The 17,516-nt window shown below is 52.1% G+C and carries 18 protein-coding genes; 2 read left to right on the plus strand and 16 right to left on the minus strand.

The features are described from left to right. Nucleotides 1-3: 3 nt before the first annotated feature. The 16 genes from mazG to VMT71_02415 form a co-directional block, all read right to left on the minus strand. Nucleotides 4-771 carry a nucleoside triphosphate pyrophosphohydrolase gene (gene mazG / locus VMT71_02340; GenBank protein ID HVN22782.1) on the minus strand — a complete coding sequence of 256 codons (768 nt, stop codon included), beginning with the start codon at nt 769-771 and terminating at the stop codon, nt 4-6. Then, nucleotides 750-1,991, minus strand: coding sequence for a glycosyltransferase N-terminal domain-containing protein (locus tag VMT71_02345; GenBank protein ID HVN22783.1), 1,242 nt, complete (start codon nt 1,989-1,991; stop codon nt 750-752). Before VMT71_02345 ends, mazG begins: the two co-directional genes overlap by 22 nt. Before the next feature lie 49 nt (nt 1,992-2,040). Beyond that, complete coding sequence (locus VMT71_02350; protein ID HVN22784.1) at nt 2,041-2,643, minus strand: lysophospholipid acyltransferase family protein; 603 nt, start codon at nt 2,641-2,643, stop codon at nt 2,041-2,043. Next, nucleotides 2,636-4,396: a lipid A export permease/ATP-binding protein MsbA gene (gene msbA / locus VMT71_02355; protein ID HVN22785.1), complete on the minus strand. Its 1,761-nt coding sequence runs from the start codon at nt 4,394-4,396 to the stop codon at nt 2,636-2,638. Before msbA ends, VMT71_02350 begins: the two co-directional genes overlap by 8 nt. After that, nucleotides 4,362-5,543, minus strand: coding sequence for a lipid-A-disaccharide synthase (gene lpxB, locus VMT71_02360; GenBank protein HVN22786.1), 1,182 nt, complete (start codon nt 5,541-5,543; stop codon nt 4,362-4,364). Before lpxB ends, msbA begins: the two co-directional genes overlap by 35 nt. Further along, nucleotides 5,512-6,459, minus strand: coding sequence for a Gfo/Idh/MocA family oxidoreductase (locus VMT71_02365; protein HVN22787.1), 948 nt, complete (start codon nt 6,457-6,459; stop codon nt 5,512-5,514). The genes lpxB and VMT71_02365 overlap by 32 nt, the downstream gene beginning before the upstream one ends. Next, complete coding sequence (gene lpxA, locus VMT71_02370) at nt 6,450-7,214, minus strand: acyl-ACP--UDP-N-acetylglucosamine O-acyltransferase (protein HVN22788.1); 765 nt, start codon at nt 7,212-7,214, stop codon at nt 6,450-6,452. Before lpxA ends, VMT71_02365 begins: the two co-directional genes overlap by 10 nt. After that, a complete protein-coding gene (gene fabZ / locus VMT71_02375) occupies nt 7,211-7,648 on the minus strand; it encodes a 3-hydroxyacyl-ACP dehydratase FabZ (GenBank protein ID HVN22789.1) in 438 nt (145 codons plus the stop codon). Before fabZ ends, lpxA begins: the two co-directional genes overlap by 4 nt. Next, nucleotides 7,645-8,685: a UDP-3-O-(3-hydroxymyristoyl)glucosamine N-acyltransferase gene (gene lpxD / locus VMT71_02380; GenBank protein ID HVN22790.1), complete on the minus strand. Its 1,041-nt coding sequence runs from the start codon at nt 8,683-8,685 to the stop codon at nt 7,645-7,647. Before lpxD ends, fabZ begins: the two co-directional genes overlap by 4 nt. Continuing rightward, nucleotides 8,682-9,245 carry an OmpH family outer membrane protein gene (locus VMT71_02385; protein ID HVN22791.1) on the minus strand — a complete coding sequence of 188 codons (564 nt, stop codon included), beginning with the start codon at nt 9,243-9,245 and terminating at the stop codon, nt 8,682-8,684. Before VMT71_02385 ends, lpxD begins: the two co-directional genes overlap by 4 nt. A gap of 10 nt (nt 9,246-9,255) precedes the next feature. Next, nucleotides 9,256-11,502, minus strand: a complete 2,247-nt coding sequence (gene bamA, locus VMT71_02390) for an outer membrane protein assembly factor BamA (GenBank protein HVN22792.1) — start codon at nt 11,500-11,502, stop codon at nt 9,256-9,258. Between the two features lie 98 nt (nt 11,503-11,600). Then, nucleotides 11,601-12,257: an endonuclease III gene (nth, locus tag VMT71_02395; protein ID HVN22793.1), complete on the minus strand. Its 657-nt coding sequence runs from the start codon at nt 12,255-12,257 to the stop codon at nt 11,601-11,603. Beyond that, nucleotides 12,254-12,697 carry a Mut7-C RNAse domain-containing protein gene (locus VMT71_02400; protein ID HVN22794.1) on the minus strand — a complete coding sequence of 148 codons (444 nt, stop codon included), beginning with the start codon at nt 12,695-12,697 and terminating at the stop codon, nt 12,254-12,256. The genes nth and VMT71_02400 overlap by 4 nt, the downstream gene beginning before the upstream one ends. Further along, nucleotides 12,694-13,950, minus strand: coding sequence for an amidohydrolase (locus VMT71_02405; GenBank protein ID HVN22795.1), 1,257 nt, complete (start codon nt 13,948-13,950; stop codon nt 12,694-12,696). Before VMT71_02405 ends, VMT71_02400 begins: the two co-directional genes overlap by 4 nt. Then, nucleotides 13,947-14,642: an MTAP family purine nucleoside phosphorylase gene (locus tag VMT71_02410; protein HVN22796.1), complete on the minus strand. Its 696-nt coding sequence runs from the start codon at nt 14,640-14,642 to the stop codon at nt 13,947-13,949. Before VMT71_02410 ends, VMT71_02405 begins: the two co-directional genes overlap by 4 nt. A 162-nt stretch (nt 14,643-14,804) precedes the next feature. Continuing rightward, nucleotides 14,805-15,659 carry a protein-glutamate O-methyltransferase CheR gene (locus VMT71_02415; protein ID HVN22797.1) on the minus strand — a complete coding sequence of 285 codons (855 nt, stop codon included), beginning with the start codon at nt 15,657-15,659 and terminating at the stop codon, nt 14,805-14,807. Nucleotides 15,660-15,939: 280 nt separating this feature from the next. On the opposite strand from VMT71_02415, the gene VMT71_02420 reads away from it, so the two are divergent. Together VMT71_02420 and VMT71_02425 are read left to right on the plus strand one after the other, a co-directional pair. Then, the gene (locus VMT71_02420; GenBank protein HVN22798.1) at nt 15,940-16,779 is read left to right on the plus strand and encodes a fumarate hydratase; all 840 of its coding nucleotides are present in this window, start codon (nt 15,940-15,942) and stop codon (nt 16,777-16,779) included. Between the two features lie 9 nt (nt 16,780-16,788). Continuing rightward, on the plus strand, nt 16,789-17,340 hold the full coding sequence (locus tag VMT71_02425; GenBank protein ID HVN22799.1) for a Fe-S-containing hydro-lyase: 552 nt from the start codon (nt 16,789-16,791) through the stop codon (nt 17,338-17,340). Nucleotides 17,341-17,516 lie beyond the last annotated feature (176 nt).

Consider the following 17,516-nt stretch of genomic DNA (forward strand, 5'->3'; position numbering starts at 1 on the left):
GATTCACTTCCCTTTTTTTTCCGCATCTTTTATTTCATTCCAGAGCGTGTCCATAGCCCTGGGGTTTGGATTGGACATATCTGCCTTGCTCTCCACGTAGGCAAATCTTCTGACGAATTTGTTGTTAGTTCTGCGCAGCGCAGCTTCCGGATCGATCTGGTGAAAGCGTGAGAGATTGACTATAGTGAAGAGCAGATCCCCTATTTCTTCTTCGATAAGGTCTATATTCGCGGTCTTCTCCGCCTCTCTGATCTCTGCCATTTCTTCCACGATCTTATCGTGTACGCCTTCTACCGTCTCCCAGTCAAACCCCAGTTTGGCCGCTCTTTTGGATATCACGTAGGAGCGCAGAAGCGCGGGCAGTATTCTCGGCACACCTTCGACCGCTGAGTAATTCTCTTTTTCAGCGCGCTTTATTTCCTCCCAAAGCAGGGGAATCTGCTTGTCGTCGGACAGTTCTGATTTCTCCGAACCAAAAACATGCGGATGCCTGTTGTACATTTTTGTGTAGGCCGACACAACTACGTCTCTGATGTCAAAGTGATGCTTTTCCTTGCAGATTTGGGCGATGAAGAGGATATGGAAAAGCACGTCTCCCAGTTCCTCCTGGAGCGCCACGCGGTCCTCTTTTTCAATAGCGTCTATTACTTCGTACGCTTCCTCGAGAAGGAAGGTGCGAAAGGCTTTCTCGGTCTGCTTCTTATCCCAGGGGCAACCCTGTTCTCCCCGGAGAGAGGCCATCAAATCAACTAAGCGGTCGAATTCTTCCATAGCACCTCCGTCACCGCGTCAACTGTTGTGGTCATGGCAGCTTCCTGCTCCCGTATCACCTGCAAGCCTGCCTCGCCCATTGCGCGGCGCAGGTCAGGATTATTGATGAGATCCCTTATTGTTTCGAATACCTCGTTTCCGTCCTGCACCAGCCTGCCCGCGCCGGCTGAGAGAATGCGGTCGGCAATTTCCCTGAAGTTTTCAATGTGCGGGCCGAAAAGAACAGGAGCGCCAAAGAAAAGGGGCTCCAGTATATTCTGGCCTCCATAGGGCGCGAGGCTGCCTCCTACGAAGGCCACGAGGCTTCTCTGGTATATGGACATGAGATCGCCCATGGTATCCACTACAACAACGTCTGGTGCCCGCACTTTGCCTGCTTTCAACTCGGAAAACCTGCAGACGCGTAACGTCCCTGTAATTCCCTCTCTGACGGCGTTGACCAGCGCAAGGTCTCTTGGCACCAGGTAGACGGGCCGATCAGGAAATCTCTTCTTCAGCGGCTCTATCAGCGGGAGAATGACTGGTAGCTCCTTCTCCTTAATGCTGCCGAACGTAATGATCTCCTCTGTGTGCTCTGTCTCAGGCCGATGATCGAAAAACCGGTAGTATTTTAGATTGCCCGTAGTTCTGACACGAGATCTATCCATACCAACGGAGACGAATCTTGCGGCCTGTTCTTCTGATTGTGCGAGCACGAGATCTATGGACGAAAGCACGTGCTTGAGAAAAAAGGAGAGAGCTCGGTAGTTCTTCACCGTACGATCAGAGATTCTTCCGTTCATGATAAGCACGGGTATCCCGCGGCTATGCGCAGCCCACACAACGTTCGGCCATATTTCGGTCTCGACTAGGATGAGCGCCTTGAACGTGGAGTCATTCATGAAGCGTTTGATGACACAAGGAAGATCGAAGGGCAGGTACAGCACGCGTGCGCGGCCTGCAAGTTTCTTGTTCAGGAGGCGGTACGTGTAGTCCGTGTTCGTCGTGATGGCAAAGCTGCCAGCACCCATGCGGCTGTGCATAAAGTTGACGAAATTCTCCGCAATGACTGCTTCGCCCACAGAGGCTGCGTGGATCCAGAGCACATCGTGCATCTCCGGCGCTTTCCTCACGTACATTCTTTCAAGAAGGGTTTTTCTGATCTTTTTCTTCGCTAAGGCGAGAACAACAAAGAAGGGGAAAGTGCAGTATACGCCGACGTTGTAAGCTAACTTCCACATGCCATTTCGTCTGCTTTACGGGTGAGTTCCGTGAGGGCTCGCTCGAGTCTCAGCCGTTCACTTTCCAGGTCAGCCCTGGATGCATTCCGGTCAATGTAAACAGGCTCTCCCCACAAGAATACAATCTTCGAAAAAGGATAAGGCAGAACGAAGCTGTCCCAGGAGTCGAAGGTTTTTTTTTACGAGCACCGTACGAGACGGGAATGATCGGTTTTTGGCTGATCTTGGCCAGTTCAAGGAGGCCCTCCTTGATCTTTTCCTTCGGCCCCTTGGGGCCATCAGGCGTAATGGCAATGTTCCATCCTTCGCGCATGGCCGTGATCATTTCCCGTATCGATGTGACGCCACCCTTCCTGTGTGAACCGCGCACCGTATCCAGTCCGAAAAACCGGATAACGCGGGCGATAAATTCCCCGTCCCGATGGCGGGATATGAGCACTTTAGCCTTTACCCCCTTTACTGCAAAGGGCATGAGCAGTAGCCTGCCGTGCCAGAAACAGGCGATCATGCTGCCGGCATCTTCTCTGGCTCGTTCCATCCGCTCCCTGTTGACGTGGGTTATGCTCAGCGTGGCTCTGAGGAGCAGGAGAAAGACGTAGACCAGTGGTGGAAGCGTGTGTACGAGGAGAAACTGCTTTGCACGTTTACGCATTTTTGGGTCTTTTCCCCATATGTATGATCTTCTTGCCATCATTCTTGAACTGCAGCTCGTAGAGTTGCTTGTACGGGCCATCGACTCCAATCAGTTCCCTGTGCGGTCCTTCCTGTACGATTGCCCCTCCCTGGAGCACGATAATGCGATCCGCACTTATGATCGTGGACAACCGGTGAGCGATGATGATGGTGGTTCTTCCGCGCATAAGGTTTTCGAGGGCCCGCTGTACCTCTCCTTCAGATGCCGAGTCAAGGGCGCTTGTTGCTTCGTCAAGGATGAGAATGGGCGCGTCCCTGTACAGGGCTCGCGCTATTGCTATCCGCTGCTTCTGCCCGCCGGAGAGGCGCAATCCCTTCTCGCCCACATTTGTCTCATATTTCTTGGGGAGCTTGAGAATGAAGTCGTGCGCAAATGCCGTGCGCGCTGCCTCCTCTATCCTGGCAGGGTCCTCGTGTGAACCGTGAGCGATGTTCTTCGTAATTGTGTCATTGAAGAGAATCACGTCCTGTGTCACAATGGCTATGTTCTTTCGGAGACAGTCAAGCGTCATATCCCTGATGTCAACGCCGTCAACCTTAAGGGAGCCGCCCGTCACATCGTAAAAGCGCATGATCAGATTGATCAGTGTAGTCTTACCGACCCCACTTTCTCCCACAATCGCCACAACTTCGTTTTTGTTGATCTTGAGATTCACATTCTTCAGGATCATTTTTTCTTCATAACGAAAATAGACATTCTCGAGCTCTATGCTTCCCTCAACAGCGGCAAGCTCAACAGCAGTGCTCTTATCCTGTATTTCGGACTGCCGGTCCACTATCTCAAAGACCCGCTGCGCCGCGGCCAACCCCTGCTGGACATTGTGATTCTCCTTGTTGAGGCGCTTGATGGGCTCGTAGAGCATGAGGAGAGCAGCAGTAAAGGAGAAAAAATTGCCAGGCGTCGACTGCCCGGAAATTACCTGAGATCCTCCATACCATATGATCACGGCAACGGCTATCCCCCCGAGTGCCTCCATCACTGGCGACGAGAGAGCGCGTACCTTGTAACGCTTTACGATGATCCGGAAGAGGCTTTCATTTTCTTCCCCGAAGCGCTCTGCTTCGTAGGACTCCATGGTGAAAGCCTTGACAATGCGCTGACCCGTTATGGTCTCGTGAAGAAAGTTGGTCATCCTTGCCATTGCCTTCTGATTCTGAACGGCAATTTTGCGTAAACGCCTTCCAAAAATAACTATCGGATACGTGGCGAACGGCAGTATGACGAATGCTATGGCAGCCAGCTTCCAGTCCCGGTAAAAAACAACGAAAATGAGGCCGACTATCGTAAAGGCATCTTTGAGGATGGCCGTGAAGGAGTCGGAGACAGCGCTCTGAACAAGGCTTATGTCGTTGGTGACTCTCGATATGATCACTCCGGTCGGTGTCTTGTCGTAGAACGCAAGGGGCTGCTGCTGAAGACGCATGAACAGCAGATTCCTGATATCGGTTATCACCTTTTGCCCCACGAAGCCCATGAGGTACGCCTGGAGGTAATCGAAAACTCCCTTTACCAGATAGAGAAGGATTATGCCGAACGGGATGATAACAAGCATGCTGCCATTCTTCTCAAAGAATATCTTGTCAAGAACGGGCTTGACCAGGAAGGCGGTTGCTCCGTTGGTGGCAGCGGAGCCGGACATGAAGATGGCTGCCATAAGAAGCTTGCCCCAGTATGGCTTAACGAATCTCAGCAGTCGGAAATAGAGGGCCATATATTCGCTCTAGTAAGTGAAGGATGGCATCGCAGGCCATTGCGTAAGAGTCAGTGGTGCCGAGCTTTTTTCGCACTTGCTCCATGGCATCCTTTAGCTTTTTTCGTTCATTATTTAACATATACTGCGCCCTTTGCGCAATGATTTCGGGTTGGAGATCCTGCACATACTCAGGAAATACTTCCTGCCCGGCTATGAGGTTCGGAAGACTTATGTGTCCCACTTTAACCACGTGCTTGGCCACAAGGAAGGAGAACGAAGAGATTTTGTAGATGACGATTGCAGGACATCCCAGAATAGCAGCCTCCAGCGTGGCACTGCCTGAAGCAACCAGAGCGATGTCGGAGCTTGCCAGCGCGTCTATGGATGAGCCTTCGAGCACATGCACTTCGGGGTGCTCCTGTATAAACGATTCCATGAAACTTCGCTCGATGCTCTCAGCGATGGGAAGCAGAACCGCCATGTCCTTGAACATCATGCGTAGCCGGTCGACCACGTGAAGGAGCACTGGCATGAGCCTGGCGATTTCGTTTTGCCTGCTGCCCGGCATGATGGTGACGATCGGCTGCCTCCTTTCAACCCCGAGCTCCTGGAGGAATGTGCCCCTCTCCTTGGGACGCAGTGTGGCCATGTAGGGATGGCCAACGTACACACAGGGGATACCTTTCTGGTCATAAAGCGCTTTTTCAAAGGGAAGGATCGATATAACGAGGTCTATGTCTCTTTTTATCCGCGTGATCCTGCCGGACCTCCACGCCCAGACCTGAGGCGGTATGAAGTAGACGACAGGGATGGCCATCTTTTTCGCTATGCCGGCCAATCGCAGGTTGAACCCGGGAAAATCCACAAGGATAAGCAAGGACGGAGCAGCCTCGCGCAAATAGCGCCTGAGAGCGCGGTAAGCCCTCCAGATTTGTCCCAGCTTTGGTAGAACTTCGCTGAGGCCTGTTACGGAGATGTCGCGATAATCGTAAAGAATGTCTATTCCCGCCGCCTTGAGCTTCTGGCTTCCGACGGCGGACCATTCCAGAGGGAGCAGCTTGTTTATCGCGTTGACCAGATGAAGTGCGTGACTTTCACCGGAGAGCTCTCCGGTTACAATAAGCGCTTTCCGATTAAAGGACCTTACCAGCCCTGCGGTTTGCAAGATTCTGTTTTATCGACTCCCTGATCAGATTGGCGAGCAGGAGCGCCCTGAGGCCGTGCTCTCCTTCTACCCGAGGCTGTCGTCTTTCTTTGACCGCCTCAATAAACTCCATTAATTCGGCTTTGACCGGGTCGATCTTTTCCGCCTGGTATTCTTCCAACCGAACCGTGCCCTTGCTTCCTCTGGCAAGAGCTGTCATACGGCCTTTGAGCAGATCGAGATCGAAGTAGCGCTCCTTCTGAAATATCTTGAACGACCGCTCTTTCTTCTTCGACGCTCTGCTGGCCGTGAGGCTCGCCACGCAGCCGCCTTCAAACTCAATGCGCGCATTAGCGACGTCGATCTTGTCTGTTACCACCGGGGTTCCCTGAGCCCGTACATCAATCACTTCACCGCGGGCTATGGAGAGAACAAGATCTATATCGTGGATCATCAGGTCCATCACGACGTCTATATCTGTGGATCTCCCAGTGAACGTGCTTATTCTCTGGGCTTCAATGAATATCGGATCCTTTATATGGCGCAGTGCTTTCAGAAAGGCAGGACTGAAACGTTCAAGGTGACCGACCTGGAGGACGAGCTTCTTTGCTCTGGCGGTTGCTATGAGCTCTTCCGCCTCCGCGGGAGTTGTTGTGATCGGCTTTTCCATGAACACGTGAACGCCCTTTTCGAGGCAATCCCTGGCGATGGCGTAGTGAGTCCTGGTGGGGGTGGCGATCAGAGCAGCGTCAATCAGAGGGAGCACCTTTTTGTAATCGCTGAAGCAGGGTGCAGAGTGCTTTCTTGAGGCCTCTTCAAGGCAATTGTGATCCGCGTCGATAAGGCCGCACAGAACAACTCCCTCCATTTCCTTCAGTTTCTCTGCGTGGATCCTCCCCATATGCCCCACGCCGATCACGCAGATTTTTAACGGCATATGCCCCTCTCTGATGAACGTATGAAAGTGACGAGATCTCTGACATTATCTCCGTCCAATTCTTCTTCCACGATCTTCAACGATTTCTCAAGGGGCAATGATGACCTGAAGAGAATACGGTAGGCTCTTTTCAGTTTCACAATCTCGGCTTTGGGAATGCCCTGTCTTTCGAGGCCCACGCTGTTCAGGCCGTAGAGTCTGGCTCTGTTGCCAGCCGCCATCATGAATGGAGGTACGTCCTTCGGCACTCCCGTCAAGCCGCTTATGAAAGCGTATTTGCCTATTCTGCAGAATTGGTGGGCAGCGCTGAGACCGCTCACTATGGCGTAATCGTCTACGTGAACGTGGCCCGCGAGTGTTGCGCAATTTGCCATGATAACGTGATTGCCCACACGACAGTCGTGCGCAATGTGGGCGTACGCCATGATAAAATTGGCTGCTCCGACAATAGTCGAGCCGCTCGACTTCGAGCCCCGGTTGATTGTCACGTATTCACGTAGCGTATTCTTATCGCCTATCACGCAGGTGGTAGGTTCATCTTTATATGTTATGTCCTGGGGAGGCCCGCCTATCGCAGTGAAAGGGTGAATGGTGCAGCCCTCACCGATCTCTGTCAGTTCCTGTATGCTCACGTGGGCAATGAGCTTTGTTCCTTTACCGATCTTTACTCCGGGACCGATGATACAGTAAGGGCCCACTTCAACATCCGATTCCAGCTCTGCACTCTTGTCAATGACAGCAGTCGAATGTATCATTTTCCTTCCTCTGCCTGCAGCGTGGCCATGATGCGTGCCTCAGCCACTTTCTTGTCATCCACGAAGGCTTCGCCGTCGAAGACCCATATCTCTTTTCTGTGCTTCACTACCTGGAGCACAAGCTTCAGCTGATCACCGGGAACCACTGGTTTCCGAAACCGGGCGTTATCGATCCCTATAAAAAAGACGTTTCCCCTGAGGTCGGGGTGCGACTTGAAGGCGAGGACCCCTGCGGCCTGAGCCATTGCCTCGATGATCAACACGCCGGGCATCACCGGATTCTTCGGGAAGTGGCCGGGGAAATAGGGTTCGTTGAACGTGACGTTCTTGACTCCGACAATGCTCTTTTCCGGTTCGTACTCGAGAATCCTGTCTACAAGCAGAAAGGGAAAACCATGCGGCAGCAGCCTGAGGATCTCATTGATCTCTATCATTCACGCTCCTCTTGCACCATTTTGTTCTCTAGTGCCTCTATTCTCTTGGTGAGGTCGGGTAGTTTTTTTAAGTAACCTTGCAGCCTCAGCCATTCCCGGTGAGGCATGTGAGGCGTCCCCATGATATTAGAATTTGCGGGAACGTCCTTGGTGATTCCCGTGCTGCCTCCTGCCTTTACGTTATCCCCGATCGTCACGTGATCTCTCACGCCCACCTGACCGGCGAGAATCACGTTTTTGCCCAGGGTGGAACTCCCGGCGATTCCTACTTGCGAAATTATGATCGAATTCTCACCAATCGAGACGTTATGGGCAACCTGCACGAGGTTGTCGATTTTTACCCCGCGACCGATGGTTGTCTTCCCCAGGGAGCCGCGATCGATGGTGGTATTTGCGCCCACCTCAACATCATCCTCAAGGACAAGAGTGCCGAGTTGCCGTATCTTGCGGTGTCCGGTCCCGTCCCAGGTGTAGCCGAATCCATCACTGCCCAGCACACTGCCGGCATGAATAATGACCCTCTTGCCAATGGTGACGCCGCTGTAGAGTGTCACATTGGAATAGATGAGTGTGTCTTCGCCTATTCGTACGCCCTCTCCCACATACGTGAAAGGATAGATGGTCACGCCGCGGTCAATCGTAGAGCCCTTGCCTACGTAAACGAAAGGCATAACAGCCGCCTCAGGGGATACCATGACGTCATCGCAAACGCAGGCAAGGGGGCTGACCCCCGGCTCCTTGTGCTTCGGCGTGTCAAACATCTCGGCGACAAAGGCGTACGCCAGCGAGGGATTGTCGACAACAATGATATTCCGGCCAGCGTCCTGGGAATCCTCTATCTGAGCCGCAACTTCTTTGCTAACGATGACGGCGGATGCTTTGGAGTCCTTGAGGTGTCTGGCCAGGGAATGATGCGCTACGAAGGTGATCTGACCGGGCTCTGCCTCCTGGAGGCTGGCTATGCCGGAGATACCTAGATCACCGTCGCCCACAAGACGCCCATGCAATCTATCGGCGATCTCCTGCAGGCGTTTCATTTCTTTGTTGCACCAGCTGTTGGACCACCTTTTTTTGCGCTTTCGTTGTAGAGAGAGATGACCTTTTCGGTGATGTCACTGGAGGTGTTCCCAAAGAGTATACCTGCCTGCGTCCTCTCGAGGATAAGCGTATACTTTTCGCCGTCACCCAGGCGTTTGACTATTTCTTCAAGGTCTTTAAGGATTTTTTGTGAAGTTTCTTGATCCTTTTGACGGAGATCGTTTTCGTAGTCACCGGCCAGCCGCTGGTAATCCTTGAGCTTAGCCTGGTACTGCTTTTCCTTGTCCGCACGGGCCTCAGGGGTTATCGTGGCTGCCTGCCGCTCCAGCGCATCTTTTAACTTCTGTATCTCGTCCTGTCTCTGGTCCAATGTCTTCTTCAGTTTCTCTGCTTCATCCATCAACCCCTTCTTGGCTTCCTTACCCCTCTCCGATTCAAGCATAACCCTCTGCAGGTCAATGAAGCCGATCTTGGTGGCAGGTTGAACTGTCTGCCCAAAAGCCAAAAGTGGTAACAATATAGCCGACAACACCACTACCATGCCAAGTAACTTTTTCATAACTCCTCCTTCAAAATGCTCTGCCCATCAAGAAGTCGAAGACCTCTTTCTTCTCCCCTTGTTTAGGACTGAGGTTGAAACCCAGCTCCAGACGTATCGGTCCCATGGGCGACAGCCATCGGATGCCGAAGCCTGCCGATTCGCGGAGATTGAACAGCCAGTCGGAATGATCGAAGCCGTGCCCCAAGTCGAAGAAGACGACTCCTTTGAGACCCGCGGGTGCGTAAATCGGGAAGATCCATTCGAAGTTAAAATAGAGCTCGCCTCTTCCGCCGATAGGCGTGTTCTGGTAGTCCGTGGGTCCTGCCATGCCGTACTTGAAACCCCTCACGGAGTTGATGCCGCCGACATAGAAATTCTGGTAGATGGGCACAGGGGTGCCGTTGTACTGCCATGCATAACCCCCTGTCCCCCGTACGAAAAAGGTGGTGTCCCATTTGAACGGAAAATACCTTCCGTATGAACTGATGGCCTTGATGAAGTTCACATCCCCGAGAAAGGGTCCGCCGGCCACTTCAACGCTGTTGTTGAACAGCACGCCTCTTCTCGGATTCATTATGTCATCTATGGTCAGATAATTGAGACTGGTCGTGACGCTGCTCGTGCGGGTGACTCCCCTCTGGCTTATGATGTACGCCCCTGCACTGGGGTCAATATTGAAAACATCGGTGACTACATACCCGTACTTGAGCCCCAGCCTGGTGTAGTCGGTTATGGGCCTCACAACCGATACGGCGCCACCCTGGGAACGATATTCATACGTATCGAAGGAGCGCGTCCAGTTGAAAAGATTAATCCCTGCATTGATATCCTTGTCGAATATGTAAGGCTTGGTTATAGAAATATCGTAGAGTGTACTGATGCTGCTGATTGCTGCGGTGACCCGGGCTGCCAGCCCGGTACCGAACAGGTTATCCTGCGCTACGGAACCTGTGAGGATGAGGTTCTCATAGGTAGAGTATCCTATTCCCGCTGAGATAGTGCCTGTCGGCTTTTCCTCGACGATTGTGTCCAGATTTACTCTGTCAGGAACATCCGTCTTTACCAGTTTCAGATCTGATTCCTTGAAGTACGTCGTATTACGCAATCTTCTCTTGCTTTCCTTAAGTTTTGCCGCTGAAAAGAGATCACCCTCAACGAAGCGAAGCTCTCTCCGTATCACCTTGTCTCTGGTCTTCAGGTTGCCCGTGATGTTGATGCGGTTGACGTAAACCTGCGGGCCTGTAATGATTTCAAAGGTGATCGCCATTGTCCTGGCTTCATCGTTAACGAGGGTGAGAGGATTAACATCAGCAAAGGCGTACCCTTTATCCTGGCAGGCATCGGTCAATGTCGTTACATCCTGCTGGAAAACCGAAGACTTGAAGGTGTCGCCCACCTTGCTCTTTACCATTTTTTTCAGGTCCTGTTGCGGGATAACCAGATCGCCCGAGAAGTCAACAGAGCCTATCTTAAAAATGTTACCCTCGGTGATGGGGATAGAGATGTCTATCCGCTTCCCGTCCTTAGACAGGGTGATAGTGGGATTGCCCACACTGGCTCTGACATACCCGTTGTCCGCGTAGAACGCCCCGAGGTTACGCCTGTCCTCCTCCAGTTGCTCGTCGTCCAGTATGCCGGAGCCTGTGAACCACGACAGTAGGCCCTTTTCCTTCGTCTTCATGTAATCCTTGAGCGTGCCGGCCTTGAAATGATTGTTTCCTGTGAAGGTGATCTTTCTCACGTACGCTTTTTCTGCTTCATCTACGACAAAAGTAACCTTTGCACGGTATCCCTCTTCGTAATCGATGTCGTAGGTGACCTTGGCAGCATAGAAATTCTTGCTGGCATAGAGCTTCTTTATTTCGTCGACCGTCTCTTTCAGCTTTTCGGTATTCAGAACCGTACCGACTTTAAACTTGATTTTCTCCTTGAGGTCTTCGGTCTTTACTTTCTTGTTTCCGGATATGGCGATGTCGTTTACTGTCGGCCTTTCGACGACGACGAAGGTGACTATTTTTCCTTCTGGTGTGTCTTTAACGTCAACCTGAACATCACTGAAGAAGCCCGTTTTATATATGTTCTTCATGTCCTCTCTGATTTTTTCAGGGTTGTAAGTCTCCTTTTCTTTGGTTTTTATCGCATTCATGATGACGCCGCGTTCGATACGGTCGTTTCCTGTAATATCCACCTTCAGGACAATGTTCTTTTCCTGGGCCAGAGCGGGTCCAGAGAACAAGAAGGCCAACAAAAGGAAACATGCAAATCCCTCCTTCATGTCAGGCTTCAAACTAGCAGAAAAATGGGTGCTTGTAAAGCCCAAAAGCTTCGCAGTGATTTGGATCTAGGCTACGTGAGGCATCAGACGGATTGATGTCAGCGGGAGCGGGTGACGCCGACCCGCCTGCAAAGCGCATAGACTGCGCAGCGGCTACAGAGGGGGGATATGGGTTTGCAGGTTTTTTTTCCATGAGTGACAAGCAGCATGTTATAGATCTTCCAGTATTTGCGAGGCAGTGTCCTGCGCAGTACCTCTTCTGTCTCGTTGGGTGTTTTTGTGCGTACCGCTCCCAGCCTGTTTGAGATGCGGTGCACGTGCGTATCCACAGCTATGCCGTCCTTATTGAAGCCTTCGGTGATCACTATGTTGGCGGTCTTCCTCCCCACCCCTCTGAGAGAGAGGAGCGCTTCCATGGTGTCAGGGACCTCACCGCCAAAATCTTCCAGAATTGTCTTTGAGATCTCTTTGATGGTCCGAGACTTGGTCCTGTAGAAGCCGACAGGGTAAATGAGCTGCTCCAGTTCATCCAGGGGCAGTGACAGCATCTCTTCCGGAGTACCGGCCTTCTTGAAAAGCCGTTCCGCAGCAATGTCCGTGACTTCATCTTTTGTCCGAAGACTGAGGATGCAGCCTATGAGGACTAAGAATGGCTCTCTCTTTCGAGTGGCTATCTTCGTCACAGAGGGCGCGTCGTCTTTGTAGACGCGGCGTAACGTTGTCACTACTTTATCAAAAGGAAAAACGCTTTTCACGACGTCACCTCCGCTATGACTTTTGCCATGTGCTCCCTATGTGTGCCGGCCCAGTAGACCTGGTTGCATCCAGGACACATCTTAAAGGTGCTGTAGGTGTGAAAGACGAATTCGGGCACCCTATATTCTATGGTCTCCTTATTGACATCCACAAGGGGTACATTGCAATTGATGCATCGCGCCAGCACCTTATCCGGATCAAAGAAAGGTTTGATCCACTGCCGGAGTTCGAGGAGCTGTTCCTGCGGCTTCTCCGAGTTGATGTGAATCGTCCGACTGTAAAGAGGAATTTTGCGGCGACGGGTGAGGAAATAGGGTGGGTCATCGTGCTGTGCATGACGCTGGAGCAGTGCCACGTCTCTGAGGTACTCTGCGTCGAAACCTAAGATCCTCAAATACTTTGCCAGCTTCCCCAGCATAGCGTCGCAGACAAATCTCATCGCTCGACAAGGGCTCTGGCCCGCGCTCGGGCCTCCCGCATAATGGTTTCCTCACCTTCTACGTAGCGATTCTCCATGAGCACGCGTCCCATCGCTATGACTGTGTCAACCACCGAGCCATTCGAGGCATAGACAATGTCCGAGTACACATGGAAATTGGGAACAAGCTCAGCCCGGGCAAGGTCGATCAGCATTATGTCCGTAGCGCTTCCTTCCTTGATTTCCCAGTTTCCGAGGGAGAAAATCTCCGCTGCCACTGCAGTTGCGCGGTCAAACGTTTCTCTTGCCGAAAGGAACGTCGGGTCATTGGTTGAAAATTTCGCCAGCAATGAAGCGAATTTCATGGTCTCCATGAGATCGAGATGATTATTTGAGGAGCAGCCGTCTGTACCGAAGCAGTACGGGATATTGTAGCGGCGCATCAGGTGGTAAGGAAAAAGACGCCCTACACTGAGCTTCAAATTAGACACAGGATTGTGTACGAGCCTCGCCTGCGTACGAGCCAGTGTTTGACAGGACTCCTCGTCGATCCAGCATGCGTGGCAGCCGATAAATCGAGAGGAGAGCAGTCCGAGATTGTCCAGATACTGAACGGGGGAACAGCCATACTTTTCCTTTGTAAAATGAAGCTCCTCCTCTGTTTCACAGAGATGCATGTGGATTAAGCAGCCATTTTCTTCAGAAAATTCTTTGACCCACTCAAGACTTTGAGGGGAAACGGTGTATACCGCATGGGGGCCGAGGGCGAACCGCACCTCCGGCCCATACCTGCGGGCAGCCTGGAAAAGGTCGATATTCTTATGTATCTGTTCCTCACTCCTTCGGGGATCAAACATATCGATCAGGACCGCGCTCACGATTGCCCTTACACCCATTTCCTGGGCAGCGCGCGCGGTACTTTCGAAATGCCAGTACATGTCGTTGAAAAGAGTGATGCCATTCTTGATCATCTCGAGACAGGCCAGCTTGCTCCCCCAGTACACATCCTCATCGGTCAACTTTGCCTCTAACACCCATATCTTCTCTTCCAGCCACTGCTTGAGAGGCATGTCGTCTGCGAAGCCGCGGAAGAGCGTCATGGCTGCATGCGTGTGACCGTTAACCAGTGCGGGCAAGGCCACTTTGTTCCGGCCGTTGATGATCCTGTCTGCGGGTTGAGTGCATTCCGGCGAGATCTCTCTGATCACCCCGTCATGTATAAAGATGTCCCTTACGCGTTCATCGAGGATGGCGCCTTTTATCAGCAGCTTCATGGGCCATTCTCCCCGATGATAGCATTGATGAGCCGCTCAAAAGCCTGCTGGCTTTTTCTTGCATTTCTTGCGATCTCCGGGAGAGCGAGAGGCTTACGTGTAACTCCGTTGCAATAATTGTCAATGGAGCAGACCGACGCATAGGGGATACGTAGCTCCATACAGAGCGTCGCCTCCGATGCGAGCGTCATCCCAACGATGTCCCCTGTTGTTTGGAAAAAACGTATCTCGGCTCTTGTTTCCAGCCTGGGTCCGACAGCCTCAATGTAGACGCCGCCCAGCTTGACGTCCATCTTGACCTTTCGGCAGTATCCAAGAAGCTGTTTTGCCAGTGCTTCGTTCATGCGAGGCACGGTGAATCGCATCTCTGCATCGAAAAAGGTGGGTATTCTGCAGGGCGAAAAGAAATCATCAGGGATGAGAAACGTTGCAGGTTTCACTTCCTCATGCAAACTGCCCACCGAGTTGAACGCTACAATTCTCTTCACCTTCAGACTCTTCAATGCCCACATGTTTGCAAGGTGATTGATTTTATGCGGCGGAACCATTTGTTCGCCGTGGCGCTGCAAGAAGAGGTAGTTCTTACATTTTCGTAACAGTACCACCCCAAGGGGCGTAGGGACCACAACCTTCTCCCAGTTTCGGAAGAGGGCTGACCCCAGCATGGACGTGCCGGCTATGAACGCTTTCATGGGAACGCCTTCAGTCTCTAATCTCCAGCATTCAGCAGGAGCTAACATCTGCTTCCGCAGTAATCGGGCCAGGATTAATTATCTACTATTAGATCATCCGGTTCAATAAAAAAGAGCGATCGGCGGTCTTGACTGATCACTGAAGACTACGGCGGTAGCTATCTATCGCTCCGGCGCCTTCTGGTAGGCAAATGTATTCGCGAATGCAATGCGCTTGTAAGGATGGTCCTTGCCCGAAACTGTCTCTGACTGTCCCAGGAAGAGGTATCCATGGTCTCTCAGATTGTTGTAACAGGTACACAGGACGGCGCTCTTGGTGGTGGCGGTAAAGTATATGAGCACGTTGCGGAGAAGGATCAGGTCGACGCCCGCATACTTTTTACACGCAGCTGCATCGGTAAGGTTCGCGCGCTCAGGGTGCACAAGCCTCTTGAGTTCGTCGCGAATGATCAGTTTCTCATCAGACGTTGTGCGAAAATATCTCCCCTTCAGTTCCTGGGCTGTGTTTCTGAGAGCGTAAGTCTTGTAAACGGCCCTTCGGCAGGCTTCCAGAGCTTCTTCGTTAATATCAGTTGCGAAAATGGTAATGTTCCAGCCGGTCAGTTGATCTTTCAGGTGTTCCGCGAGGAGTATAGCCAGCGTGTAGGCCTCTTCCCCCGAAGAACAGCCCGCACTCCAGAGCCTGAGAAGTCTCGAGCCGGATTGCTCACGCCTTTTCACTATTTCCGGAATTACATTCTTAGCAAGTACTGCGATCTGGAGAGGATCGCGGAAGAAACTGGTTTCGGTGATAGTGATCTTGCTTATGAGGCGGTTCCACTCAGCAGGGCCGGTCGCAGGATTAAGAAGGGAACCGATACAGGAAGAAACTTCCGGACCATTCTGCCGAAGAAACTCTCGCGCTCTCGCTTCCAGAAGATACCGATTCCTGTCAGTGTAGAAGATCCCGGTCTTCTTGTGGATTAAATCCCGTAAGGCTATGAAATCGGCATCGGTGAGACTATTTTCAGATTGCATGTATCATCTTTTCAAACGCTTAATCGTATCCTATGCGCTTCACTCAAGGCGCTCGGTGCCGAGTGCCGGCCTCAGGACCTTCCCCAATTTTCAGCCGCCGGCCGCAGGAATACCCTTTTTAAGGTTATCGGGCAAATCTCAAAAAACGTAATACATTGAAAAAACCGTTTCATATTCTCGTAATTGTTTATAGAATAATGAACAGTATCCCCAGCCGGATATGATCTACATTGACGGTCACGTCGGGATCTATGACTGTAAATAACCTGAGGAGCGACTCATGAGGGAGATACCTGTCGAGACCATACGGGATGTTATTGAAAAGCTTTTTATAGACGCAAATTATAACCTCCCGAACGACGTTGTCGCACGGTTCGAAGAGGCATTGGACGGGGAGGAATCTCCCGCAGGAAAAGAGGTGATACGGGAGCTGCTCCTCAACGCTCGCATCGCTCGCGAAGAAGGAATACCTATTTGCCAGGATACCGGGCTTGCTATCCTCTTTGTGGAGATAGGGCAGGAGACACACATAACCGGTGGCGATTTTGAGGAAGCAATCACAGAGGGAGTGCGTCGGGCTTACCAGAAGGGTTATCTCCGAAAATCGGCCTGCGATCCCTTTACGAGAAAGAATACGGGGGACAATACACCACCAATCCTCCACGCGAAGATAGTTCCGGGCGAGCTTATAAAGATTGTGGTCATGCCCAAGGGTGGAGGGAGCGAGAATTACAGCGAGGTTCGTATGTTGACGCCTTCTGAAGGGGCGGAAGGCGTAAGGCGCTTTGTGGTGGAAATGGTTAAGAAGGGCGGACCAAACCCCTGTCCCCCCATCACGATAGGGATTGGGATAGGCGGTAACTTTGAGACCTGCGCGCTTCTTTCAAAGGAAGCTCTTATGCTCCCCTTCGGGCAGCGCAGCGAAGACCCATACCTGCGGGATCTGGAGATCTCAATCCTGGAAGAGGTTAACAAACTGGGCATCGGCCCTGAAGGATATGGCGGGAGAGTGACGGCTCTCGACCTCCACATAAAATCACGGCCGTGTCACATAGCCTCGCTGCCGGTAGCCGTGAACATACAGTGCCACGCACACAGGATAAAAGAAGCTACCATATGAGGTGCATCTATGGAGATAAAGCGCATAAGTACGCCACTCGCGGACAGCATGGTAACGGAACTTAAGGCTGGTGACAAGGTGCTTTTGAGCGGCACCATCTATACCGCCCGTGACGCTGCACACAAGCGATTCATTGAAACGCTGGACGCCGGCGGCTCCCTTCCTTTCGATGTCAGGGGGCAGGTGATCTACTACTGCGGACCTTCGCCGGCATTGCCCGGCAGGCCTATTGGAGCCGCAGGGCCAACCACGAGTGGAAGAATGGACGCCTATACGCCAAGGCTTCTCTCTCTGGGGCTTAAGGGGATGATAGGCAAGGGCAAGAGGTCCCAGGAAGTGAAGGACGCAATCGCGCGATACAAGGCGGTCTATTTCGGGGCAACCGGAGGTGCGGGAGCGTTGCTGTCAAAAGCGGTGCTCTCATGCGAGATTGTGGCTTACGAGGAACTGGGGCCGGAGGCTGTTGCAAAGCTCGTGGTCAGAGATTTACCGCTTTTCGTGATTAATGACACAGTAAGGAACGACCTGTACGAAATGGGACTTGCAGCATATCACAGATGAGAATCGGGCCTCTTTCCTGCGCCGGAGAGCTGGGTTTGTCCGCCGAGTCATAAGAGCAAGGCAGAACCTGGAGCGCGGGAGAAACATAGGGGCGATGGCTTTCAGAGCACCCCCGCAACGCCTGACTGTCAGGCTGGATTTGGCGGCCAAATTATTGACTTTTCCCGACAAATATT

It is taken from the genome of Syntrophorhabdales bacterium (assembly GCA_035541455.1).
GTDB lineage: Bacteria > Desulfobacterota > Syntrophorhabdia > Syntrophorhabdales > WCHB1-27 > JADGQN01.

What these genes read in the sequence shown, in the direction of transcription:
- mazG (HVN22782.1), bottom strand. Translation starts at nt 771, where the DNA reads ATGGAAGAATTCGACCGCTTAGTTGATTTGATGGCCTCTCTCCGGGGA.
- VMT71_02345 (HVN22783.1), bottom strand. Translation starts at nt 1,991, where the DNA reads ATGTGGAAGTTAGCTTACAACGTCGGCGTATACTGCACTTTCCCCTTC.
- VMT71_02350 (HVN22784.1), bottom strand. Translation starts at nt 2,643, where the DNA reads ATGCGTAAACGTGCAAAGCAGTTTCTCCTCGTACACACGCTTCCACCA.
- msbA (HVN22785.1), bottom strand. Translation starts at nt 4,396, where the DNA reads ATGGCCCTCTATTTCCGACTGCTGAGATTCGTTAAGCCATACTGGGGC.
- VMT71_02365 (HVN22787.1), bottom strand. Translation starts at nt 6,459, where the DNA reads ATGCCGTTAAAAATCTGCGTGATCGGCGTGGGGCATATGGGGAGGATC.
- lpxA (HVN22788.1), bottom strand. Translation starts at nt 7,214, where the DNA reads ATGATACATTCGACTGCTGTCATTGACAAGAGTGCAGAGCTGGAATCG.
- fabZ (HVN22789.1), bottom strand. Translation starts at nt 7,648, where the DNA reads ATGATAGAGATCAATGAGATCCTCAGGCTGCTGCCGCATGGTTTTCCC.
- lpxD (HVN22790.1), bottom strand. Translation starts at nt 8,685, where the DNA reads ATGAAACGCCTGCAGGAGATCGCCGATAGATTGCATGGGCGTCTTGTG.
- VMT71_02385 (HVN22791.1), bottom strand. Translation starts at nt 9,245, where the DNA reads ATGAAAAAGTTACTTGGCATGGTAGTGGTGTTGTCGGCTATATTGTTA.
- bamA (HVN22792.1), bottom strand. Translation starts at nt 11,502, where the DNA reads ATGAAGGAGGGATTTGCATGTTTCCTTTTGTTGGCCTTCTTGTTCTCT.
- VMT71_02400 (HVN22794.1), bottom strand. Translation starts at nt 12,697, where the DNA reads ATGAGATTTGTCTGCGACGCTATGCTGGGGAAGCTGGCAAAGTATTTG.
- VMT71_02405 (HVN22795.1), bottom strand. Translation starts at nt 13,950, where the DNA reads ATGAAGCTGCTGATAAAAGGCGCCATCCTCGATGAACGCGTAAGGGAC.
- VMT71_02410 (HVN22796.1), bottom strand. Translation starts at nt 14,642, where the DNA reads ATGAAAGCGTTCATAGCCGGCACGTCCATGCTGGGGTCAGCCCTCTTC.
- VMT71_02415 (HVN22797.1), bottom strand. Translation starts at nt 15,659, where the DNA reads ATGCAATCTGAAAATAGTCTCACCGATGCCGATTTCATAGCCTTACGG.
- VMT71_02420 (HVN22798.1), top strand. Translation starts at nt 15,940, where the DNA reads ATGAGGGAGATACCTGTCGAGACCATACGGGATGTTATTGAAAAGCTT.
- VMT71_02425 (HVN22799.1), top strand. Translation starts at nt 16,789, where the DNA reads ATGGAGATAAAGCGCATAAGTACGCCACTCGCGGACAGCATGGTAACG.